This window comes from Streptomyces sp. Tu 2975, assembly GCF_009832925.1.
Lineage (GTDB): Bacteria > Actinomycetota > Actinomycetes > Streptomycetales > Streptomycetaceae > Streptomyces.
This window is the reverse complement of sequence record NZ_CP047140.1, coordinates 115,274-137,112: the sequence shown is the minus strand read 5'-3', so window position 1 is coordinate 137,112 and position 21,839 is coordinate 115,274. Positions and strand designations below refer to the sequence as shown.

13 protein-coding genes and 1 pseudogene are annotated in these 21,839 nt (G+C 72.4%); 11 read left to right on the top strand and 3 right to left on the bottom strand.

Translation table 11 applies throughout. The features are described from left to right. Nucleotides 1–190 precede the first annotated feature (190 nt). From GLX30_RS00630 to GLX30_RS00620, 3 genes and pseudogenes are all read left to right on the top strand, one after another. Nucleotides 191–6,709 (top strand): annotated as a pseudogene (locus GLX30_RS00630) (amino acid adenylation domain-containing protein); the annotation flags it as partial. 53 nt (nucleotides 6,710–6,762) lie between these two features. After that, nucleotides 6,763–7,629 carry a thioesterase domain-containing protein gene (locus tag GLX30_RS35735; protein WP_279632624.1) on the top strand — a complete coding sequence of 289 codons (867 nt, stop codon included), beginning with the start codon at nucleotides 6,763–6,765 and terminating at the stop codon, nucleotides 7,627–7,629. Nucleotides 7,630–7,647: 18 nt separating this feature from the next. Further along, entirely contained in the window at nucleotides 7,648–8,916 is a 1,269-nt protein-coding gene (locus tag GLX30_RS00620) for an LLM class flavin-dependent oxidoreductase (RefSeq protein ID WP_159682296.1), read from the top strand. A 13-nt stretch (nucleotides 8,917–8,929) separates the two neighbouring features. On the opposite strand, the gene GLX30_RS00615 is transcribed toward GLX30_RS00620, so the two are convergent. Further along, the gene (locus tag GLX30_RS00615; RefSeq protein ID WP_159682295.1) at nucleotides 8,930–10,138 is read right to left on the bottom strand and encodes an RNA-guided endonuclease TnpB family protein; all 1,209 of its coding nucleotides are present in this window, start codon (nucleotides 10,136–10,138) and stop codon (nucleotides 8,930–8,932) included. 158 nt (nucleotides 10,139–10,296) lie between these two features. On the opposite strand from GLX30_RS00615, the gene GLX30_RS00610 reads away from it, so the two are divergent. From GLX30_RS00610 to GLX30_RS00575, 8 genes are all read left to right on the top strand, one after another. Next, nucleotides 10,297–11,127 carry an LLM class flavin-dependent oxidoreductase gene (locus tag GLX30_RS00610; RefSeq protein ID WP_159682294.1) on the top strand — a complete coding sequence of 277 codons (831 nt, stop codon included), beginning with the start codon at nucleotides 10,297–10,299 and terminating at the stop codon, nucleotides 11,125–11,127. 31 nt (nucleotides 11,128–11,158) lie between these two features. Continuing rightward, the gene (metK, locus tag GLX30_RS00605) at nucleotides 11,159–12,367 is read left to right on the top strand and encodes a methionine adenosyltransferase (RefSeq protein ID WP_159682292.1); all 1,209 of its coding nucleotides are present in this window, start codon (nucleotides 11,159–11,161) and stop codon (nucleotides 12,365–12,367) included. Nucleotides 12,368–12,395: 28 nt separating this feature from the next. Further along, complete coding sequence (locus GLX30_RS00600; protein ID WP_159682291.1) at nucleotides 12,396–13,379, top strand: carbohydrate kinase family protein; 984 nt, start codon at nucleotides 12,396–12,398, stop codon at nucleotides 13,377–13,379. After that, nucleotides 13,376–16,864, top strand: coding sequence for a methionine synthase (metH, locus tag GLX30_RS00595; protein ID WP_159682290.1), 3,489 nt, complete (start codon nucleotides 13,376–13,378; stop codon nucleotides 16,862–16,864). The genes GLX30_RS00600 and metH overlap by 4 nt, the downstream gene beginning before the upstream one ends. Next, nucleotides 16,861–17,763 carry a methylenetetrahydrofolate reductase [NAD(P)H] gene (metF, locus tag GLX30_RS00590; RefSeq protein WP_159682289.1) on the top strand — a complete coding sequence of 301 codons (903 nt, stop codon included), beginning with the start codon at nucleotides 16,861–16,863 and terminating at the stop codon, nucleotides 17,761–17,763. The genes metH and metF overlap by 4 nt, the downstream gene beginning before the upstream one ends. Continuing rightward, the gene (ahcY, locus tag GLX30_RS00585) at nucleotides 17,741–19,159 is read left to right on the top strand and encodes an adenosylhomocysteinase (protein WP_159682288.1); all 1,419 of its coding nucleotides are present in this window, start codon (nucleotides 17,741–17,743) and stop codon (nucleotides 19,157–19,159) included. Before metF ends, ahcY begins: the two co-directional genes overlap by 23 nt. A 695-nt stretch (nucleotides 19,160–19,854) precedes the next feature. Beyond that, the gene (locus GLX30_RS00580) at nucleotides 19,855–20,112 is read left to right on the top strand and encodes a hypothetical protein (protein ID WP_159682287.1); all 258 of its coding nucleotides are present in this window, start codon (nucleotides 19,855–19,857) and stop codon (nucleotides 20,110–20,112) included. Between the two features lie 8 nt (nucleotides 20,113–20,120). Beyond that, complete coding sequence (locus tag GLX30_RS00575; RefSeq protein WP_159694770.1) at nucleotides 20,121–20,489, top strand: hypothetical protein; 369 nt, start codon at nucleotides 20,121–20,123, stop codon at nucleotides 20,487–20,489. Nucleotides 20,490–20,783: 294 nt separating this feature from the next. Here GLX30_RS00575 and GLX30_RS00570 read toward each other — a convergent pair whose 3' ends face one another. Both GLX30_RS00570 and GLX30_RS00565 read right to left on the bottom strand, forming a co-directional pair. Further along, nucleotides 20,784–21,197, bottom strand: coding sequence for a PIN domain-containing protein (locus GLX30_RS00570; protein WP_159682286.1), 414 nt, complete (start codon nucleotides 21,195–21,197; stop codon nucleotides 20,784–20,786). After that, nucleotides 21,194–21,457, bottom strand: a complete 264-nt coding sequence (locus GLX30_RS00565; protein ID WP_159682285.1) for a CopG family transcriptional regulator — start codon at nucleotides 21,455–21,457, stop codon at nucleotides 21,194–21,196. Before GLX30_RS00565 ends, GLX30_RS00570 begins: the two co-directional genes overlap by 4 nt. Nucleotides 21,458–21,839: the final 382 nt, after the last annotated feature.

Below are 21,839 nucleotides of genomic sequence, written 5' to 3'. Positions count from 1 at the left end.
CACCGGTCCCGGAGCCGCACCCTCCGGACCCGGACGTACCGGCCGCCCCCGCTCTGTCGCCCCCGCCCCGTCAGCCGCACGTCAGCGGCACGTCGGCGGCCCCCGCCACGCTCGTGCCCGGACGGTGCAGGCCCCGCCGGGCCGGGGCCCGCCCGCGGTAAGCCCTCGGATCCGATTCAGGAGACACCCGATGACCAAGCTCCAGACCCCAGGCGCGCAGAACCCCGCGACCGCCGGACCGGGGGCGGACGAGGCACGCCGTACACCGCTCACCGAGGAGCAGTTGGGGCTGCTGCTCCAGCATCGCGCCGACCCCGCCGCCTCCCCGTACAACGTGCCCCTCGCCCTCGATCTGCGCGGCCCGCTCGACACGGCCGCGCTCGAGGCCGCGCTCGGCCGGCTCGTCGCCCGCCACCCGATGCTGTCCGCGCGCGTCACCGACGACGACCACGGCGACGGCCCGCCCTTCCTCGCCGTCGACCCGGCCCGCGCCCCCCGCCTGGAGCGGCGCACCGCAGGCACCGACGGCGCGGACCCGGACATGCTGCTCGCCGAGGCCCGCCAGGAACTCGACCTGGAACGCGACGGCGTGCTGCGCGCCGTCCTCCTCGGCCACGGCCCCGACCACCACACCCTGCTGCTCGTCGTCCACCACCTCGTCGTCGACGGCGAGTCCACCGGCCTGCTCCTCGCCGACCTGCTCGCCGCCTACGAGCACGGGGACGTCCCCGGCCCCGCCCCGGCCGCCTTCGGCACCTACGTGGGCGAACGCGCCCGCGAGGCCGAGAAGGACACCGCCGCCGCCGAGACGTACTGGCGCGAACACCTCGACGGCGCCGACCTGACCGTCGATCTTCCCCTCGACGTGCCCGCAGCGGGGGACGAGCGCCGCGAGGCGGCCGTACCGCTGGAACTGGACACCCCGCTCTGGGGCGAGATCACCGCGTTCTCCCGCACCCACCGCGCCGGAGCCGCCGCCGTCCTGCTCGCCGCCTACCTCAAGGCGCTCGGCACGTACGGCCGGCAGGCCGCGCCCACCGTCGGCGTGCCGCTCGGCGCCCGCACCGACCCGCGCTACGACCGCACCGTCGGCTACTTCGTGCGCACCCTCCTCGTGCGCGCCCCCGCCCAGGACGAGGACCTGACCGCCGCCGGCTTCGTCACCGGCGTCCAGCGGGAACTGGCCCGCGCCGTCGACCACTCGCGGCTGCCGTTCCCGCGTATCGCCAAACTCGCCCCCCGCACCGGCTCCGACGCCCCGTTCAACTGCACCTTCGTCCTGCACAGCTGGGCCGACGCCACCGCCGCCGCGACCGAAGGCGTCGCACTGCGCGGCGGGCTGCGCGCCCACTGGCGCCAGGACGTGCCCACCCCGGGCCTCGGACTGCTCACCCTGGAGCTGTACGAGGGCGACGGCAGGCTGCGCGGACGCCTCAAGTACGACTCCTCCCGCATCGAGGCCGCCACCGCGCAGGCGTTCACCGAACACGTCACCACCCTCGCCCGCCAACTGGTCCGCGAACCGGACGCCCCCGTCACCGCACTCGAGGGCATCGGGCCGCGCGCCCGCGCCACCCTCGACCACCTCAACGCCACCGACCACCCCGTCACCGACACGGACATCGACACGCTGATACGCGGCGTCGTCGAAGAGCGGCCGGACGCCGTCGCCGTGGAGTTCGCCGACCGCCGCTGGACCTACCGCGACCTGGACGCCCGCATCGACGCCTACGCGGCCGGTCTCACCGCCCGCGGCGTGCGCGCCGGCGACCGGGTCGGCATCCTCCTGCCCCGCAGCGACGAGGCCGTCGCCGTGATGCTCGCCGTCCTGCGCACCGGGGCTGCCTACGTCCCCCTGGACGCCGCCCACCCCGAGGCCCGCCGCCGCCACATCGCCGACAGCAGCGGCATGCGGCTCGCGGTCGTGGACCCCGAAACGGCAGCCGCCTGCCCTGCGGGCCCGCAGCAGGTACCGGCGGCCGAACTGGCCCAGCCGGGCACGGCGGCGGCCGTGCAGGGGCCTGTGCCCTCCAGCGCGCTGCACATCCTCTACACCTCCGGCTCCACCGGCACCCCCAAGGGCGTCCAGCTCAGCCACCGCGCCCTGGTCACCGATGTTCTCGCCGCGATACGGCACTTCGGCATCGGCCCCGGCGACACGATGCTCCTCAAGGCGCCGTTCACCTTCGACGTCAGCGCCCACGAGATGCTCGTCGCCCTCGTCGCGGGCGCCCGGCTCGCCGTCGCACCGCCCGACGCGGAACGCGACCCCGACCTGCTGGCCGAGACCCTGGAGCGGCACGGCGTCACGCTGCTGCACGCGGTGCCCTCCCAGCTCCGCCTGCTGCTGGAGGCGGAGAACTTCGGGGCCAACCGCACCCTGCGCACCGTCGTCTCCACGGGGGAGTCCCTGCCCAACGAGCTGCGCACCGCCTTCGAGGCCGCCCACCCGGCCCGGCTGCACAACGCCTACGGTCCGACCGAGACCTCCTACTCCACGGTCTTCTCCTGGGCCCGCGGCGACGACGCGTTCTGGACACGCCGCGCCGAGGTGCCGATCGGCGTGCCGTTCGACAACATCCGCTGCCACGTCCTCGACGAACACCAGCGGCCCCTGCCGCCCGGCGCGCCGGGCGAGCTGTGGATCGGCGGCGGCACCGTCTCCGACGGCTACATCGGCGACCCGGAGCGCACCGCCGACCGCTACCGCACGCTCGATCTCGGCGGCCGCACCGAGACCGTCTACCGCACCGGCGACCTGGTCCGGCTGCTGCCCGGCGGCACGCTCACCCACCTGGGCCGCCTCGACGACCAGGTGAAGATCAACGGCAACCGGGTCGAACTCGGCGAGGTCCGGGCCGCGTTGCTGTGCCTCGACGGCGTCGAGGACGCCACGGTCCAGGCCGTCCGCCACGCCCACGGCAGCCTCCAGATCGTGGCCCACGTGGTGGCCCCGGCGACGGACCCGGCGACGATCCGCCAGGCCCTCGAGCCCCTGCTCCCGTCCCACATGCTCCCGGCCCACCTGCACCACGTCCCGCGCATCCCCCTGCTGCCCAACGGCAAGACCGACCGCCAGGCCCTCGCCCGCCTGACCACGACGCCGGACGGTTCACCGGCCACCGTCCCGCCCGCGGCGGACGGTCCGCCGCACGCACCGGCCCCGGCGGGCGGCTCATCGCAGCCGCCGACTCCGGCCGTCCCGGCCGCCGTCGACCGGACGGCCCCGGCCGTCGCTCCGCCGGCCGGCCCGCCCCCGGCGGACGCCCCGGCGCAACCCGCCGGCTCCCGGGCCCCTGACGGGGCCGGGGGACCGGTGCCGGCCGCAGCGACCGCGCCGTCCGCGCAGGTGCTGGAGAGCGTGCGCGGCGTATGGGCGGAGCTGCTCGGGGACGCCGGGGACCAGGCGCAGTTCTTCGAGGCCGGCGGGGACTCCATCCTCGCCATGCAGCTCGTGTCCCGGCTGCGCCGCGCCGGGTTCACCCTCGCCATGCGCGACATCTACCGCAACCCCGTCCTGGCCGACCTCGCCGCCCACCTCGGCGCCGGCGTCCCGGCCGGGTCCCGGGCCGACGAGCCCGAAGGTGAGGCACGGCCCGCCGCCGAGGCGGCCGGGCCGGTGTCACCGCTCGCGCCCGTCCAGTCATGGTTCTTCCGGCACATCAGGACCGACCTCCACCAGTGGAACCAGTCCGTCCTGCTGGAACTGAACGACTCCGTCGACCCCACCGTCCTGCGTCTTGCCCTGCAAGCGGTCGTCGCCGCCCACCCCACTCTGTCGGCCCGGTTCGACGAGGATCCCGACGACCCGGAGGGCACCGGCCGGCTCATGGTCAGCGCCGCGCCGTTCGCCGCCTACCCGGCGCGGGAGGTCCTGTGGGAGCGGGACATCACCAGCGACCCGGAGCTCGACCGGGCGATGGAGGACCTCGAGCGCAGCCTGGACCCGCTGCGCGGCGTGCATGTGCGGGCCCTGCTCGCCAACGACCGGCGCTCCCCGGACGCCGCCCCCACCCATCTGCTGATCGCCGTCCACCACCTGGTCGTGGACGGGGTCTCCTGGCGCATCCTGCTGGAGGACCTCGAGCACGCCCTCGCCTCCCTCGCCGACGGCGCCCTGCCCGCCCTGCCCGAGGAGGCGTGCCGCTACGAGGACTGGGTCGCCTCCCTGCCCGCCGTCGCCGCCCGCCCCGGTGAGGCCGACTACTGGCGCGCTCTCGCGGCGGCCCGCAGCGAGGCCCAGACGCTGCTGCTGACCACGCCCGCGCCGGACGAGGAGCACATCCGCCGGGTCGAGTTCAGCCTCGACGAGGAGGCGACCGCCCGGCTCATCGGCCCGCTGCCGCGCCGGCTGGGTCTTCAGGTGCACCAGGTGATGACGGGCGCGTTCGCGCAGGCCCTCGCCCGCTGGCGGGGCAGCCGCGCCGTGACGTTCGACGTGGAGACCCACGGACGGCACGGCCGCGACGAACTGTTCCGTACCGTCGGCTGGTTCACCTCCATCCACCCCGTCGTCCTGGGCGCGGACCGCTCCGTGCACCCCGAGCAGTACCTCGCCCGGATCGGCGCGGCGCTGACCGCCGTACCGGACGGCGGCGTCGGCTTCGGCGCCTGCCGCGAGTTCTCCCCGGACGCCGGGCTGCGCACCTTGCTGCGTGACCTGCCGCCCGCGCTGGTGTGCTTCAACTACTACGGCCAGGCCGACCAGTTGAGCCCGAACGGCGGCTTTTGCATGTCGGGCCGTCCCATCCCGCGCGAGCACTCGGCCCGCTGCGAGCGGGTGTACGGCATCGAGGTGTACGGCATCGTCCACGGCGGCCGGCTGCGCATGGGCCTGACCTGGGTGCCGAGCCCGGCGGACGGTGTGGACGAGGCCGGTGTCGACGCGCTCGTGGAGCAGATGAGCTGGGTGCTGGCCACGCTCGCGGGCGCCGACCCGCATGCCGTGACCCCGGCCGAGATCATCACCCCCGGCACCCCGCGCCCCGTCCCCCGCCCCGCGCTTCCCGCCGCCCCGGCCCGCGGCAGCGACGGCGAGCATGGCAGCAACCTCGGCGGCGACCGCGACCGCAACCACGCCGGCGACGGCGCCGGTGACGGTCCCGGGACCGTGCCGGTCACCCCCCAGCAGCACGGCCTGCTGCTGGACGCCCTCGCCCACCCGGGCACCGGCCGCTACGTGGAGCAGCTGTTCTGGCGCTGGCACGGCCCCCTGGACACCGACCGGTTCACCGCCGCCTGGCAGTCGGTGTTCGACCGCGAGACCGTGCTGCGGGCCTCCTTCGACTGGCAGGACGAGCCCTGCCTGGTCCTGCACGACCACGTCACCGCGGAGGTCACCCGCCACGCCGCCGACCCGGCCCGCCCGGCCGACTTCGACACGCTGATGGAACGCGACCGGCTGCGCGGCTTCGACCTGCGCACCCCGGGACTGCTGCGCGTCACCCTCGTCGACGACCCGCCGCCCGCCGGCGGCGGGGAGCCGCTGTCGGTGCGGATCCTGCTCACCTTCCACCACGTCCTGCTCGACGGCTGGAGCGTGTCCATCCTGCTCCAGGAGTTCTACCGCGCCTATCTCGCCGGCGGCGCGCTGCCCGGCGGCGAGCGGCGCCCGGACGTGCGCGACTACTCGCAGTGGCTGTCCGAGCAGGACACCGCCCCCGCCCGGGAGTTCTGGTCCGACACCGTCCCGGCCGCCGCGCCCGTCGTCCAGCCCGCCATCCCGGGCCCGGCGACCGGCCAGAGCGGCTCGGGCCGCGCGGAGTGCCGCCTCACCGCCGCGGAGGCCGACCGGCTGCGCGCCTGGGCCGCGGCCCGCGCCGCCACCGAGTCCAGTGCCCTGCAGGCCGTGTGGGCGCTGCTGCTGTACCGGGCGGGCGGCACCAGCGGCCCCGCGCCGGTCGGTTTCGGTGTGACCGTCTCCGGCCGCGGCATCGCCCTCGACGCCGTCGAGCGGCTGCCGGGGCTGCTGATGAACTCGCTGCCCATGACCATCCAGGTCGACCCCGGCCACAGCCTGCCCCGGCTGCTGACCGAACTGCGCGACCAGGCCCTGGACATGGCGGCCTACGAGTGGGTCTCCACCGGCCAGATCCACGAGTGGAGCGGCCGCAGGCCGGGCGAGAAGCTCGTCGAGAGCCTCATCGTCTTCGAGAACTACCCGCGCTCCTCCGGCGACCTGGAATCCGCGCTCGCCGCCCAGGGCATCCGCGTCGAACTGCCCGACGCGGCCGGTTCGCAGACCGCGTTCCCCGTCACCCTGCTCGCCTACCGCGACGTGGACGGCAGCCTCGTCCTCGCCGCCGTCCACGACCGGGGCCGGATCGCCGACGCGGACGCGGAGAAGCTCGTCGCCCAGTGCGCCCGGCTGCTGCGCGAACTGCCCGCCACCGACGACGAGGCCACCACCGTCGCCGACGTGCTGGCCACCGTCACCGACACCGACCTGCCGCGGATGGCCGAACGCTCCGAGCAGCCGGACGACACCGGCGAAGCGCCCGCCGACTGGCCGGAGGGCCCGGAGGCCGACCTGGTCAAGCAGGCATGGCAGACCGTCTTCGGCACCACCGACGTCGACCCCGGCGAGCACTTCTTCGAAGCCGGCGGCCACTCCCTGCTGGCCATGCGGCTGCTGCGCGAGATCAGCCTGCGCACCGGCCGCACCCTGCGCCTCGACGAACTGCTCGCCCACCCGAGGGCCGGCCTGCTCGCCCGCCTCCTCGCCGAGACCCCGGACGACAGCACGGGTGACGACGGCGACACATCGGTCCTCGTACCGCTGCGTCCCGCCCGCAGGACCGGCGCCGGCACCGTCCACCTCGTCCACCCCCGGGCGGCCAGGTCGCCTGCTACGCGCAGCTCGCCGCCGGCTACCCCGGCCCCGAGGCGCTCGTCGGCATCCGCGACCCGCGCGTCGACGACCCCGAGCCCGAGTACCTCTCCACGGAGCAACTGGCCGAGCACTACCTCCAGGCGCTCGCCCCCGCACTGGAATCGGGGGAGCGGATCGTGCTGGGCGGCTTCTCCGGCGGCGGCGTCATCGCCTACGAGATCGCCCAGCGGATCACCGCGCAGGGCGGCACACCGCCGCTGGTGGTGATGGTCGACGCGGGCGCGCCGGACGGTGAGCTGACCGACGCGGAGGCCGACGGCTCGTTCGCCAACCAGCTGCGCGCGGTCGCCGAAGGCCGCACCGCACCCGGGCCCGCATCCACCGCCGACACGCCCACCCCCGCCGATCCCGACGCCCCCGCCCCCGACGGCGCCACGGCGGAGCCCGACGGGTCCGCCGCCTACCTCGCCGAGATCTCCCAGATCGCCGAGTGGATGCGCGGCGACGGCGGCGGCGACCCGGTCGCGCTGATGCGCGACAGCGTCGAGGCGATCCAGCGCTACCGGCCCCACGCCTACCCCGGTCCCGTCGTCGTGCTGCGCGCGGGGGACACCGGCTTCGGCAAGGGCACCGACTACGACGAGAGCGACCGGTTCCACGGCCGCCCCGGCCTCGGCTGGGAGGACCACGTCGAAGACCTCGCCATCCGGGTCGTGCCGGGCAACCACGTGACCATGCTGACCGGCGACAACGTGCGCAGCCTCGCCCGGATCCTGGCGTCCGCCGTCAAGAACTGAACCGAGGAGACACCCACCATGACCGCACCCCGCCGGCGCATCACCCTCGCCGGCATCATCGACGGCCCCGGCGGCCATGTGGCCGCCTGGCGCCACCCGGCGACCAAGGCGGACGCCCAGCTCGACTTCGAGTTCCACCGCAACAACGCCCGCACCCTCGAACGCGGCCTGTTCGACGCCGTGTTCATCGCGGACATCGTCGCCGTGTGGGGCACCCGCCTGGACTCCCTGTGCCGCACCTCGCGCACCGAGCACTTCGAACCGCTCACCCTGCTCGCCGCCTACGCGGCCGCCACCGAGCACATAGGCCTGTGCGCCACCGCCACCACCACGTACAACGAACCGGCACACATCGCCGCCCGCTTCGCCTCCCTCGACCACCTCAGCGGCGGCCGGGCCGGCTGGAACGTGGTCACCTCCGCCGCACCGTGGGAGTCCGCCAACTTCGGCTTCCCAGAGCACCTGGAGCACGGCAAACGCTACGAGCGGGCCGAGGAGTTCATCGACGTCGTCAAGAAGCTGTGGGACAGCGACGGCCACCCCGTCGAGCACCGCGGCACCCACTTCGAGGCCCCCGGCCCGCTCGGGATCACCCGCCCCCCGCAGGGCCGCCCCGTCATCATCCAGGCCGGCTCCTCGCCCGTGGGACGCGAGTTCGCCGCCAGGCACGCCGAGGTCATCTTCACCCGGCACAACCGGCTCTCCGACGCCCAGGACTTCTACGGCGACCTCAAGGCACGCGTCGCGGCGCACGGCCGCGACCCCGAAAAGGTCCTCGTGTGGCCGACCCTCGCACCGATCGTCGCCGCCACCGAGACCGAGGCGAAGCAGCGCCTGCGGGAACTGCAGGACCTCACCCACGACCACGTCGCCCTGCGCACCCTTCAGGACCACCTCGGCGACGTCGACCTGAGCGCGTACCCGATCGACGGGCCGGTCCCCGACATCCCCTACACCAACCAGTCCCAGTCGACGACCGAACGGCTGATCGGCCTGGCCAGGCGCGAGAACCTCAGCATCCGCGAGCTGGCCCTGCGGCTGATGGGCGACATCGTCGTCGGCACACCGGAGCAGCTCGCCGACCACATGGAGAGCTGGTTCACCGGCCGCGGCGCCGACGGCTTCAACATCGACTTCCCGTATCTGCCGGGCTCCGCCGACGACTTCGTCGACCACGTGGTGCCCGAACTGCAGCGCCGCGGCCTGTACCGCTCGGGCTACGAGGGAACCACCCTGCGGGCCAACCTCGGCATCGACGCCCCCCGGAAGGCAGGTGCAGCAGCTTGACTTCCTCCCCCGCCTAAAGGCGGGGGATTCCAGCGGTCGCCCGCTGGGGTTCCTGCTTCACCGACGACCGCCCCGTCCGGGAGGACTCCCGTTGAGGTCTTACACCGTCTCCACAGGCAGACGCCGCCAGCCCGGCGGCCAGGATGTTGCGTGCCGCGTTCACGTCGCGGTCATGCACAGCGCCGCAGTCGCACGTCCACTCCCGGACGTTCAGCGGCAGCTTCCCGCGGACCGTGCCGCAGGCCCCGCACAGCTTGCTGCTGGGGAACCAACGGTCGATCACGACGAGTTCGCGCCCGTACCAGGCGCACTTGTACTCCAGCATCGACCGGAGTTCCGTCCAGGACGCGTCGGAGATGGCGCGCGCGAGCTTGCCGTTCTTCAGCAGGTTACGGACGGTGAGGTTCTCGATCACGACCGTTTGGTTCTCACGGACGAGCCGAGTCGACAACTTGTGGAGGAAGTCGCAGCGCCGGTCGGCGATCCGGGCGTGGACGCGGGCGACCTTGCGGCGGGCTTTCTCCCGGTTCGCCGACCCCTTCGCCTTGCGCGACAGCTCCCGCTGACCCTTCACGAGGCGGGCACGGTCACGGCGCTCGTGCTTCGGGTTAGTGATCTTCTCCCCGGTGGACAGGGTCACCAGGGAGGTGATCCCGGCGTCAATGCCGACGGCCGCCGTGGTGGCGGGCGCGGGGGTGATGGTGTCCTCGCACAGCAGGGACACGAACCAGCGGCCCGCACGGTCGCGGGACACGGTCACCGTCGTCGGCTCCGCCCCTTCGGGAAGGGGACGGGACCAGCGGATTTCCAGGGGCTCCGCGGTCTTTGCCAGAGTGAGCTGTCCGTCACGCCACGTGAAGGCGCTGCGGGTGTACTCCGCCGACGCGCGGGACTTCTTCCGCGACTTGAACCGCGGGTACTTGGCCCGCTTGGCGAAGAAGTTCCCGAACGCTGTCTGGAGGTGGCGCAGCGCCTGCTGGAGCGGGACGGAGGAAACCTCCGCCAGGAAGGCGAGTTCCTCGGTCTTCTTCCACTCCGTCAGCGCGGCGGACGACTGCACGTAGGAGATCCGGCGCTGCTCGCCGTACCAGGCCCGCGTGCGCCCCTCAAGCGCCTTGTTGTACACGAGGCGGACACAGCCGAACGTGCGGGACAGCTCAGCCGCCTGCTCGTCCGTCGGGTAAAAGCGGTACTTGAAAGCCCGCTTGACCTGCTGCGACACGCCTCACACGCTATCAGTTCCCGTGTGAGCGGCGGGTGTCTGCCGGTGGTCGCAGACGCCGAATCGCCCTGGCGGCGATTCGCCTTTCCCTGCCCTGCTCCGCAGGAGCTTCGTCTCCTCCCCGGCCTGAAGGCCGGGGTATCCACGAAGGAATTCTGATGACCGCGCCCATCCTCGTCGCCACCCTCGACACCCGCGGCCCCGCCGCCTCCCTCGGCACGCTCACCCGCGCCGTGCGCGCCGCGGAGGCCGCCGGATTCGACGCCGTCCTGATCGACGACCGAGCCGCCGGTGCGCGGGGCCGGTTCGAGACGACGACGCTGACCGCCGCACTGGCCGCCGTCACCGAGCACATCGGGCTGATCACCGCCCCGCTCCCGGCCGACCAGGCGCCCTACCACGTGGCCCGGATCACCGCCTCGCTCGACCACCTCGCCCACGGCCGCACCGGCTGGCTCGCGGCCACGGACGCCACCGACCCCGAGGGCCGCACCGGCGAACTGATCGACGTCGTACGCGGCCTGTGGGACAGCTTCGACGACGACGCCTTCGTCCACGACCGCGCCGACGGCCTGTACTGGCGGTTGCCCGCAGTCCACCAACTCGACCACCAGGGCCGGCACTTCGACGTCGCCGGCCCCCTCAACGTCGCCCGCCCGCCGCAGGGCCACCCCGTCGTCGCCGTCACCGGCCCCGCCCTCGCCGCGGCCGCCGACCTCGTCCTGCTCGACGAGGCGGCCGACGCCGCCTCGGTGAAGCAGCAGGCACCGCACGCCAAGGTCCTCCTGCCGCTGCCCGGCCCGGCCGCCGAACTGCCCGCCGACAGCCCCGCGGACGGCTTCACCGTGGCGCTCACCGGCTCCGACGACCCGGTCCTGGCCGCGCTCGCCTCCCGGCCCGGCCGCCCGGACCGCACCCCGGCCGCCACCCTGCGCGAACGCCTCGGCCTGGCCCGCCCCGAGAGCCGCCACGCCCTCACCACCGCCTGACGCCCCGTCCGCCCGCTGCTCCTGGAGAGTCATGTCCCGTCGCCTGTTCACCTCGGAGTCCGTGACCGAGGGCCACCCCGACAAGATCGCCGACCAGATCAGTGACGCCGTCCTCGACGCCCTGCTGCGCGAGGACCCCGCCTCACGCGTCGCGGTGGAGACCCTGATCACCACCGGCCAGGTCCACATCGCCGGCGAGGTCACCACCAAGGCGTACGCGCCGATCGCCCAGCTGGTCCGCGACACGATCCTCGCCATCGGCTACGACTCCTCCGCCAAGGGCTTCGACGGCGCCTCCTGCGGCGTGTCGGTCTCCATCGGCGCGCAGTCCCCGGACATCGCCCAGGGCGTCGACACCGCCTACGAGACCCGCGTCGAGGGCGAGGCCGACGAGCTCGACCAGCAGGGCGCCGGCGACCAGGGCCTGATGTTCGGCTACGCCACCGACGAGACCCCCTCGCTGATGCCGCTGCCCATCGAGCTCGCCCACCGCCTCTCGCGCCGGCTCACCGAGGTCCGCAAGGACGGCACCGTCCCCTACCTGCGCCCCGACGGCAAGACCCAGGTCACCATCGAGTACCAGGGCAGCCGCCCGGTCCGCCTGGACACCGTCGTCGTCTCCTCCCAGCACGCCGCCGACATCGACCTCGGCTCCCTGCTGACGCCCGACATCCGCGAACACGTCGTCGAGCACGTCCTCGCCGCACTCGCCGAGGACGGCATCAAGCTCGAGACGGACGACTACCGCCTGCTGGTCAACCCGACCGGCCGCTTCGAGATCGGCGGCCCGATGGGCGACGCCGGACTGACCGGCCGCAAGATCATCATCGACACGTACGGCGGCATGGCCCGCCACGGCGGCGGCGCGTTCTCCGGCAAGGACCCGTCCAAGGTCGACCGCTCCGCCGCGTACGCCATGCGCTGGGTCGCCAAGAACGTCGTCGCCGCCGGGCTCGCCGCCCGCTGCGAGGTCCAGGTCGCCTACGCCATCGGCAAGGCCGAGCCCGTCGGCCTGTTCGTGGAAACCTTCGGCACCGGCACCGTCGCCCAGGAGCGCATCGAGAAGGCCATCGCCGAGGTCTTCGACCTGCGTCCCGCGGCCATCATCCGCGACCTCGACCTGCTGCGGCCCATCTACGCCGCCACCGCCGCCTACGGCCACTTCGGCCGCGAACTGCCCGACTTCACCTGGGAGCGGACCGACCGCGCCCACCGGCTCAAGGCCGCGGCCGGTCTCTGAGCCGGCCGGACCTGTGAGGAGACCTGACGTGCGCATCGCTGTCACCGGTTCCATCGCCACCGACCATCTGATGGTCTTTCCCGGCCGGTTCGCGGATCAGCTGATCCCCGACCAGCTCGCTCATGTCTCGCTCTCCTTCCTGGTCGACGCACTCGAGGTGCGCCGGGGCGGAGTGGCGGCCAACGTCGCCTTCGGCCTCGGCAGCCTCGGCCTCACCCCCCTGCTCGTCGGCGCCGTCGGCGGCGACTTCGCCGAGTACGAGGTCTGGCTCAAGGAACACGGCGTCGACACCGGCCCCGTCCTGGTCTCCACCGAGCACCAGACCGCCCGCTTCATGTGCATCACCGACCAGGACGCCAACCAGATCGCCTCCTTCTACGCGGGCGCCATGCAAGAGGCCCGCGACATCGACCTGTGGCACCTGACCACCACAGGCGCCCGCCCCGACCTCGTCCTGGTCTGCCCCAACGACCCGGCGGCGATGCTGCGCCACACGGCGGAGTGCCGCGAACTGGGCCTGCCGTTCGCCGCCGACCCCTCCCAGCAGCTCGCCCGCCTGGAAGGCAGCGAGGTACGCGACCTCGTCGACGGCGCCCGTTGGCTGTTCACCAACGAGTACGAGGCCGCCCTGCTGCTGGAACGCACCGGCTGGGACCACGCCGACGTCATCGCCAAGGTCGGCGCCTGGATCACCACCCTCGGCGGCGCCGGCGTCCGCATCGACCGCGCCGGCCACGAACCCCTGACCGTCCCCGCCGTCCCCGACGCGCCCGCCACCGACCCCACCGGCGTCGGCGACGCCTTCCGGGCAGGGTTCCTCGCCGGCACCGCCCGCGGCCTGGACCTCACCGGCGCCGCCCGCCTGGGCTGCGTCCTTGCGGCCGAGGCCCTCGGCGCGGTCGGCTCGCAGTCCTACCACGCGGACCGGGCCCGGCTGCTGGCCACCGCGGAACGCGCCTACGGCCCCGCCGCCGCGCTCCTGCTCGCGTCCGGACTGGGGGAGCAGCCGTGACCGGCACCCGTATCGACGCCCTGCGTGAAGCGCTCGCCACCCGGGTGGTGGTGGCCGACGGCGCCATGGGCACGATGCTCCAGGCACAGGACCCCACCCTCGAGGACTTCGAGAACCTCGAGGGCTGCAACGAGGTCCTCAACGTCACCCGCCCCGACATCGTGCGCTCCGTCCACGAGGCGTACTTCGAGGTCGGCGTCGACTGCGTGGAGACGAACACCTTCGGCGCCAACCACGCGGCACTGGGGGAGTACGACATCCCCGAGCGGGTCCACGAACTGTCCGAGGCGGGCGCCCGGATCGCCCGCGAAGTGGCCGACGAGTTCACCGCCTCCACCGGACAGCAGCGCTGGGTACTGGGCTCGATGGGCCCCGGCACCAAACTCCCCACCCTCGGCCACGCCCCCTACAGCCTGCTGCGCGACGCCTACCAGGCGAACGCCGAAGGCCTCGTCGCCGGCGGCGCGGACGCCCTGCTGGTGGAGACCACGCAGGACCTGCTGCAGACCAAGGCCGCGATCATAGGCGCCCGCCGCGCCATGGACGCCACCGGCAGCCGCCCGCCGCTGATCTGCTCGGTGACGGTCGAGACGACCGGCACCATGCTGCTCGGCTCCGAGATCGGCGCCGCGCTCACCGCGCTCGAGCCGCTCGGCATCGACATGATCGGCCTCAACTGCGCCACCGGACCGGCCGAGATGAGCGAGCACCTGCGCCACCTCGCCCGCCACTCCCGCGTCCCGATCTCCTGCATGCCCAACGCCGGGCTGCCCGTCCTCGGCAAGGACGGCGCCCACTACCCCCTGACCCCCGCCGAACTCGCCGACGCGCAGGAGCAGTTCGTCGCCGACTACGGACTGTCCCTGGTGGGCGGCTGCTGCGGCACCACCCCGGAGCACCTGCGCCGCATCGTCGAACGCGTCCGTGATCTGACCCCGCCGGCCCGCGACCCGCGCCCCGATCCGGGCGCCGCCTCCCTCTATCAGGCGGTGCCGTTCCGGCAGGACACCGCCTACATGGCGATCGGTGAGCGCACCAACGCGAACGGGTCGAAGAAGTTCCGCGAGGCGATGCTCGAGGGCCGCTGGGACGACTGCGTGGAGATGGCGCGTGACCAGATTCGTGAGGGCGCGCACATGCTGGACCTGTGCGTCGACTACGTGGGCCGCGACGGCGTCGCGGACATGGCCGAGCTGGCCGGACGCTTCGCGACCGCCTCCACCCTGCCGATCGTGCTGGACTCCACCGAACTCCCCGTCCTCCAGGCCGGATTGGAAAAGCTCGGTGGCCGCGCGGTCATCAACTCGGTCAACTACGAGGACGGCGACGGACCGGAATCGCGGTTCGCGAAGGTCACCGCACTCGCCAAGGAGCACGGCGCCGCGCTGATCGCCCTCACCATCGACGAGGAGGGCCAGGCCCGCTCGGTGGAGCACAAGGTCGCCGTCGCCGAGCGCCTCATCGACGACCTGACCGGCAACTGGGGCATCCACGAGTCGGACATCCTCATCGACACGCTAACCTTCACCATCTGCACCGGGCAGGAGGAGTCCCGCAAGGACGGCCTCAACACCATCGAAGCCATCCGCGAACTCAAGCGCCGCCACCCCGACGTGCAGACCACGCTGGGCCTGTCGAACATCTCCTTCGGCCTCAACCCGGCCGCCCGCGTCCTGCTCAACTCCGTCTTCCTCGACGAGTGCGTCAAGGCCGGCCTCGACTCGGCGATCGTCCACGCCTCCAAGATCCTGCCCATCGCCCGGTTCGACGAGGAGCAGGTCACGGTCGCCCGCGACCTCATCCACGACCGGCGTGCCGAGGGCTACGACCCCCTTCAGAAGCTCATGGCGCTCTTCGAGGGCGTCTCCACCACGTCCCTCAAGGCCGGCAAGGCCGAGGAACTGGCCGCCCTGCCGCTCGACGAGCGCCTGCAGCGCCGCATCATCGACGGTGAGAAGAACGGCCTGGAGGCCGACCTCGACGACGCCCTGAAGGACACACCGGCCCTCGCCATCGTCAACGACACCCTCCTGGCGGGCATGAAGGTCGTCGGCGAGCTGTTCGGGTCCGGGCAGATGCAGCTGCCGTTCGTGCTCCAGTCCGCCGAGGTGATGAAGAACGCCGTCGCCCATCTCGAGCCGCACATGGAGAAGACGGACGCCGAGGGCAAGGGCACGATCGTGCTGGCCACCGTCCGCGGCGACGTCCACGACATCGGCAAGAACCTGGTCGACATCATCCTGTCGAACAACGGCTACAACGTGGTCAACCTGGGCATCAAGCAGCCCGTCTCCGCGATCCTCGACGCGGCGAAGGAACACAGGGCCGATGTGATCGGCATGTCGGGCCTGCTGGTCAAGTCCACGGTGATCATGAAGGAGAACCTCCAGGAGCTCAACCAGCGGGGCATGTCCACCGACTACCCCGTCATCCTCGGCGGCGCCGCCCTCACCCGCGCCTACGTCGAACAGGACCTCCACGAGATCTACGACGGCGAAGTCCGCTACGCCCGCGACGCGTTCGAGGGCCTGCGCCTCATGGACGCCCTCATCGGCATCAAGCGCGGCGTCCCCGGCGCGGCCCTGCCCGAACTCAAGCAGCGCCGCGTCAAGGCCGCGACCACGGTTCTCGACGAACGCCCCCCGGAGCGTCCCACCCGCTCCGACGTCGCCACCGACAACCCCGTCCCCACCCCGCCGTTCTGGGGCAGCCGGGTCGTCAAGGGCATCCCGCTGGGCGACTACGCCTCCTGGCTCGACGAGAGCGCCCTGTTCAAGGGCCAGTGGGGACTCAAGGCCGCCCGCGGCACCGGCCCCACCTACGAGGAACTCGTCGCCTCCGAGGGCCGGCCGCGGCTGCGCGGCCTTCTGGACCGGCTCCAGACCGACAACCTCCTCGAAGCGGCCGTCGTCCACGGCTACTTCCCCTGCGTCTCCAAGGGCGACGACCTGATCATCCTCGGCGACGACGGCTCGGAACGCACCCGCTTCACCTTCCCCCGCCAGAGCCGCGGCCGGCACCTGTGCCTGGCCGACTTCTTCCGCCCCGAGGAATCCGGCGAGACCGATGTCGTCGCCCTCCAGGTCGTCACCGTCGGCTCCCGCATCGGCGAGGAGACCGCCAGGCTCTTCGAGGCCGATTCCTACCGCGACTACCTCGAACTGCACGGCCTGTCCGTCCAGCTCGCGGAGGCACTGGCCGAGTACTGGCACGCCCGGGTGCGCGCCGAACTGTCCGTCGCCGCCGCCGACCCCACCGGCCTCGACGGCATGCTCCGCACCGAGTACCAGGGCTGCCGCTACTCGCTCGGCTACCCCGCCTGCCCCGACCTCGAGGACCGCGCCAAGATCGCCGCCCTCCTCGAACCGGAACGCATCGGCGTCCAACTGTCCGAGGAGTTCCAGCTCCACCCCGAGCAGTCCACCGACGCCATCGTCGTCCACCACCCCGAAGCGAGCTACTTCAACGCCGGAGGCCGCGCGTGAGCACCCTGCGCGAGATCCTCGCCGCACCGGGGCCCTCGTTCTCCTTCGAGTTCTTCCCCCCGAAGACCGCCCAGGGCGAACGCACCCTGTGGAACGCGATCCGCCGGATCGAACCGCTGGCGCCGACGTTCGTGTCCGTCACCTACGGCGCCGGCGGCTCCTCCCGGGACCGCACCGTCGCCGTCACCAAACGCATCGCCGCCGAGACCACCCTGCGCCCCGTCGCCCACCTGACCGCGGTGGGCCACTCGGTCGCCGAACTGCGCCACATCATCGGCCAGTACGCGGACGCGGGCGTGCACGACGTGCTCGCCCTGCGCGGCGACCCGCCCGGCGACCCGAACGCACCCTGGACCGCTCACCCCGACGGCTTCAACCACGCCCACGAACTCGTCTCCCTCGTCCGCCGGTCGGGCGACTTCAGCGTCGGCGTCGCCGCCTTCCCCGAACGCCACCCCCGGTCGGCCGACTGGGACGACGACGTCCGCCACTTCGTCGCCAAGTGCCGTGCGGGCGCCGACTACGCGATCACCCAGATGTTCTTCCACGCCGAGGACTACCTGCGGCTGCGCGACAAGGTCGCCGCCGCCGGCTGCGACACCCCGATCATCCCGGAGATCATGCCGGCCACCGACGTGAAGCAGATCGCCCGCTTCGCCCAACTGTCGGGCGCCACCTTCCCCGCCCACCTCGCCGCCCGCCTGGACGCGGCCCGCGAGAACCCGGCGCAGGGCCACCGCATCGGCGTCGAGTACGCCACAGCCATGGCCGACCGGCTGCTGGCGGAAGGCGCCCCGGGACTGCACTACATCACCCTCAACCGCTCCACCGCGACGCTCGAGATCCACCAGAACATCCAGAACTCAAGGAGTGCACATGCCCTCGCAGCCGGCCGCTGAATTCACGGATTTCAAGGTCGCGGACCTGTCCCTGGCCGAATTCGGCCGCAAGGAGATCACTCTCGCCGAGCACGAGATGCCCGGCCTGATGTCGATCCGCAAGGAGTACGCCGACGCGCAGCCGCTCGCCGGCGCGCGGATCACCGGCTCCCTGCACATGACCGTGCAGACCGCCGTCCTCATCGAGACCCTGGTCGCTCTCGGCGCCGAGGTCCGCTGGGTGTCCTGCAACATCTTCTCCACGCAGGACCACGCCGCCGCCGCGATCGCCGCCGCCGGCATCCCCGTCTTCGCCTGGAAGGGCGAGACGCTGGAGGAGTACTGGTGGTGCACCGAGCAGGCCCTGACCTGGCCCGGCCACGCAGGCCCCAACATGATCCTCGACGACGGCGGCGACGCGACCCTCCTGGTCCACAAGGGCGTCGAGTTCACCAAGGCCGGCGCGGTCCCCGACCCGTCCACCGCGGACAACGACGAGTACCGCGTCATCCTCGAACTCCTGCACCGCTCCACCCTCGACTGGCCCGCACTCGCCGCCGAGATCCGCGGTGTGACGGAGGAGACCACCACCGGTGTCCACCGTCTCTACGAGATGCACCGCGAGGGCACCCTCCTCTTCCCGGCGATCAATGTGAACGACGCGGTCACGAAGTCGAAGTTCGACAACAAGTACGGTTGCCGGCACTCGTTGATCGACGGCATCAACCGGGCCACCGATGTGCTGATCGGTGGCAAGACGGCGGTCGTGTGCGGTTACGGCGACGTGGGCAAGGGCTGTGCGGAGTCGCTGCGCGGCCAGGGTGCCCGGGTGATCATCACCGAGATCGACCCGATCTGCGCGTTGCAGGCGGCGATGGACGGCTACCAGGTCACCACGCTGGACGAGGTGGTGGAGAGCGCGGACATCTTCATCACCACGACCGGCAACAAGGACATCATCATGGCCTCGGACATGGCCCGGATGAAGCACCAGGCCATCGTGGGCAACATCGGTCACTTCGACAACGAGATCGACATGGCCGGCCTCGCCGCGATCGACGGCATCGTCAAGGACGAGGTGAAGCCGCAGGTCCACACCTGGACCTTCCCCGACGGCAAGGTCCTGATCGTGCTGTCCGAGGGGCGTCTGCTGAACCTGGGCAACGCGACCGGTCACCCCTCGTTCGTGATGTCCAACTCGTTCGCGGACCAGACCCTTGCGCAGATCGAGCTGTTCACCAAGCCGCAGGAGTACCCGACCGACGTCTACGTGCTGCCCAAGCACCTCGACGAGAAGGTCGCCCGCCTCCACCTCGACGCCCTCGGCGTCAAGCTCACCACCCTGCGCCCGGAGCAGGCCGCCTACATCGGTGTCGACGTCGACGGCCCGTACAAGCCGGACCACTACCGCTACTGATCACGACGGCACCATGGAGGAGGGCTCGCACCGTCCCGGGCCCTCCTTGCGGCTTGCTGCTCGTCGAAAGCCGTTCCACGTCGATGACTTCGGCTTCCCCCCCGCAGCCAGGTAAGGGCGTACTGCTTGACCAGCCCCGTCTGAGGTATGACGAGCACTCCGCCGACGAGGTCGGAGGACCTGCGACGCGGTCTGCACGACCGGAGCACGCCATGGCGGCCAAGTCCTTGACGGGAACGGAGCCGAGGACGTGTCGCAGCATGTGGCCGACGGTTTCTGAGTCGAAGACCGTTGCGTCAGGGAGGGGATATCCGTCCGGCGTCGGCGCTCAGGTCCTCGTGCGCTTCGTTCGCCGCAACCATGACGGCTACGAGTACCGCTTCGCGGAGTGGCTCGCCGAGCAGCTCGGGCAGAAGGTCGGCCCACCCGGAGGGGCATCTGTGTCGGGTGGGCCGAATCAACTCCGGTCGCTCAGCCGGGACGCTGCCGCGATCGTCTGCGCAACGTGGGCGGGCGGCAGGTGAGGTAGGGCAGGCCCGCGTCGCCTCCGCCCGTGGCCACGCCCCCGCTCCGGGGGCGCTTCAAGGCCGCAGCACGACCGGCGGAAAACCGCGGCGGATCTGGGGGCCGTCGCCTGTTCCGGTGGTGGTAGGGTACGGGTACGTACCCGTACCCTACCGGTCCAGGAGCGCGCGATGTCCGATGCCAATGTCCGTATTCCTGAGGAAGCGAAGGACCGGCTGGCTGCCATAGCAGCAGCGGAGGGTCTTTCGCTGCGCGCCTATCTGGCCCGCCTGGCCGAGACGCTGCTGACTCCTGCCGAGCGGGCGGAGCGGGCGGAGAAGGCACGGGCCGCCCTGAAGGAGTGGAACGGATACGCGCCGACCGCTGCCCAGGAGCAGGACCTGGACGGCGAGCTGGACCGGCGGCTGGCCGAGGTGACCGGCCGGTGAGCGACGCCATGCACATCGTCCTGGACGACACCGCGATGACCGCGGCCGGCCAGGGCAACATCCTCGCCTCCCGCCTGATCCACCGCGCCCACGCCGAAGCGGGCTGGTTCCTGTACGTCCCGGCGTGCGCGTTGGTCGAAGCTGATCGCACCCGCCCCGGCACGGCCGAACACCTGGCCTCCCTGCCCGGCATCACCGTCCTCGATCTGGACCTGCCCGCTGCACTGGCCGTCGCACGGCAGGAGACCTGGGCCGCAGCGCACAGCCAGTACGCGGCACAGCCCACCGCGGACCGTCCTGACGGAGCGATCATCGCCACCACAGCCCCGCACCGGTGGGCGGGGGAGCCGATCCGGGTACTGGACCTGACTCCCTGAAACGCCACCGCAGTACGTGACGCCCACGATCGGGCCGGCCGATGTACCGAGCCACCAATCGGCGACGCGGCTGTCCATCCAGTGGAGCCACACCCTGCCCTCGCCGGCCACCCGCTCTACCTGGTCCTGTGTGAACCGCCCGCGAGGACCGGTCGGCCGGCACCGTCCGTGACATCTTCGGCGTCCACGTCCTGTGGCGCTCTCCAGGCAGCTGGGGCGGCGACGAAAACGGAGATCGCCCTCGGCCGCGGCCAGGCATGACCTCTCCGTACCGGCAGCCCCTCGGCGGTGCCGTCAGACTTCGACGACGGTGACGCGTCCGGTGCACAGCCTGGCGAGGTCCTCGGGATCGGAAGTGAGGACAGTGACGGGGCCGGGCGCGGCCAGCGCGGTGGCGCTGAGCATGGCGTCGATGGCGTACTTGTGGCCGTGGAGGCCGGCGTCGGCGAGGAGGGTGGCGGCATGCCGTGCGATCGACTCGGTGACCGGTTCCACGACGAGGCGGGAGAGTGTCCACTCCAGAGCCGGGCGGTTGATCCGGGGATGGACCACTTCCACGAGCGTGGCCGCCGACGTGATGACCCGCAGGTCGTCGGCGCGGGCCAAGGTGAGCCAGCCGGTCACCGTGCGGTCGCGCAGGACAGCCTTGGCCAGTCCTTCGCTGTCGAGGACCAGAGTGCCGCCAGGGGTGGCGGGGGAGCGGGTCACGCGGCGCTCGCTCCACCCTGCCGCTGCTCACTGCGAGCCTGCTGGAGCCGGTCGCGGAGCGCCTGGATCTCCTCGTCCGTGATCGGGCCGTGCTCGGCTTCGGCGACCTGGATGAGTTCGTTCAGGTTGTCCCGCTCGATCTGGCGGGCGACGGCTGAGGCCACGTAGGCGGACAGGCCGGAAGGACCGCCGCGGGCCTTGGCGGCTTCGGCGATGTCGCGCGGCATGGTGATCGAGTACTTGCCGGTAGGCTCGCTCATGCTACTGATCCTACCTCTTATCCTCCCTGCTGTGGGTGGCGCTCGAATGTCGCGGTACGCGTACTGCCGGCAGTACGAGCGGTCCGGCACCCGTCCCCGGCCGGCCGGACCGCCGAGTGGAAGCCCACCGGACCGGCCGGACAGCGGGGGGCGGCAGACATGGGAGCCGGTCCATTCCCCGCGAGCGATGCGGACATTCGACGCGGAAGAACTGCCGAACGAGCTCTGCGAGTCGGGCGCCGGAGGCGCGGGGAAGGCGCCGGGCACCGAGTGCGGCCCGCCGGCGCGGCCCGCCGCGCCCGCCTCGGACGGCCGACAGTCCCGCCCCGCCCCTCGAGACCCCGCCTCGGCACACTCGAGAACGGGCCCCCGGCGGTGGCCT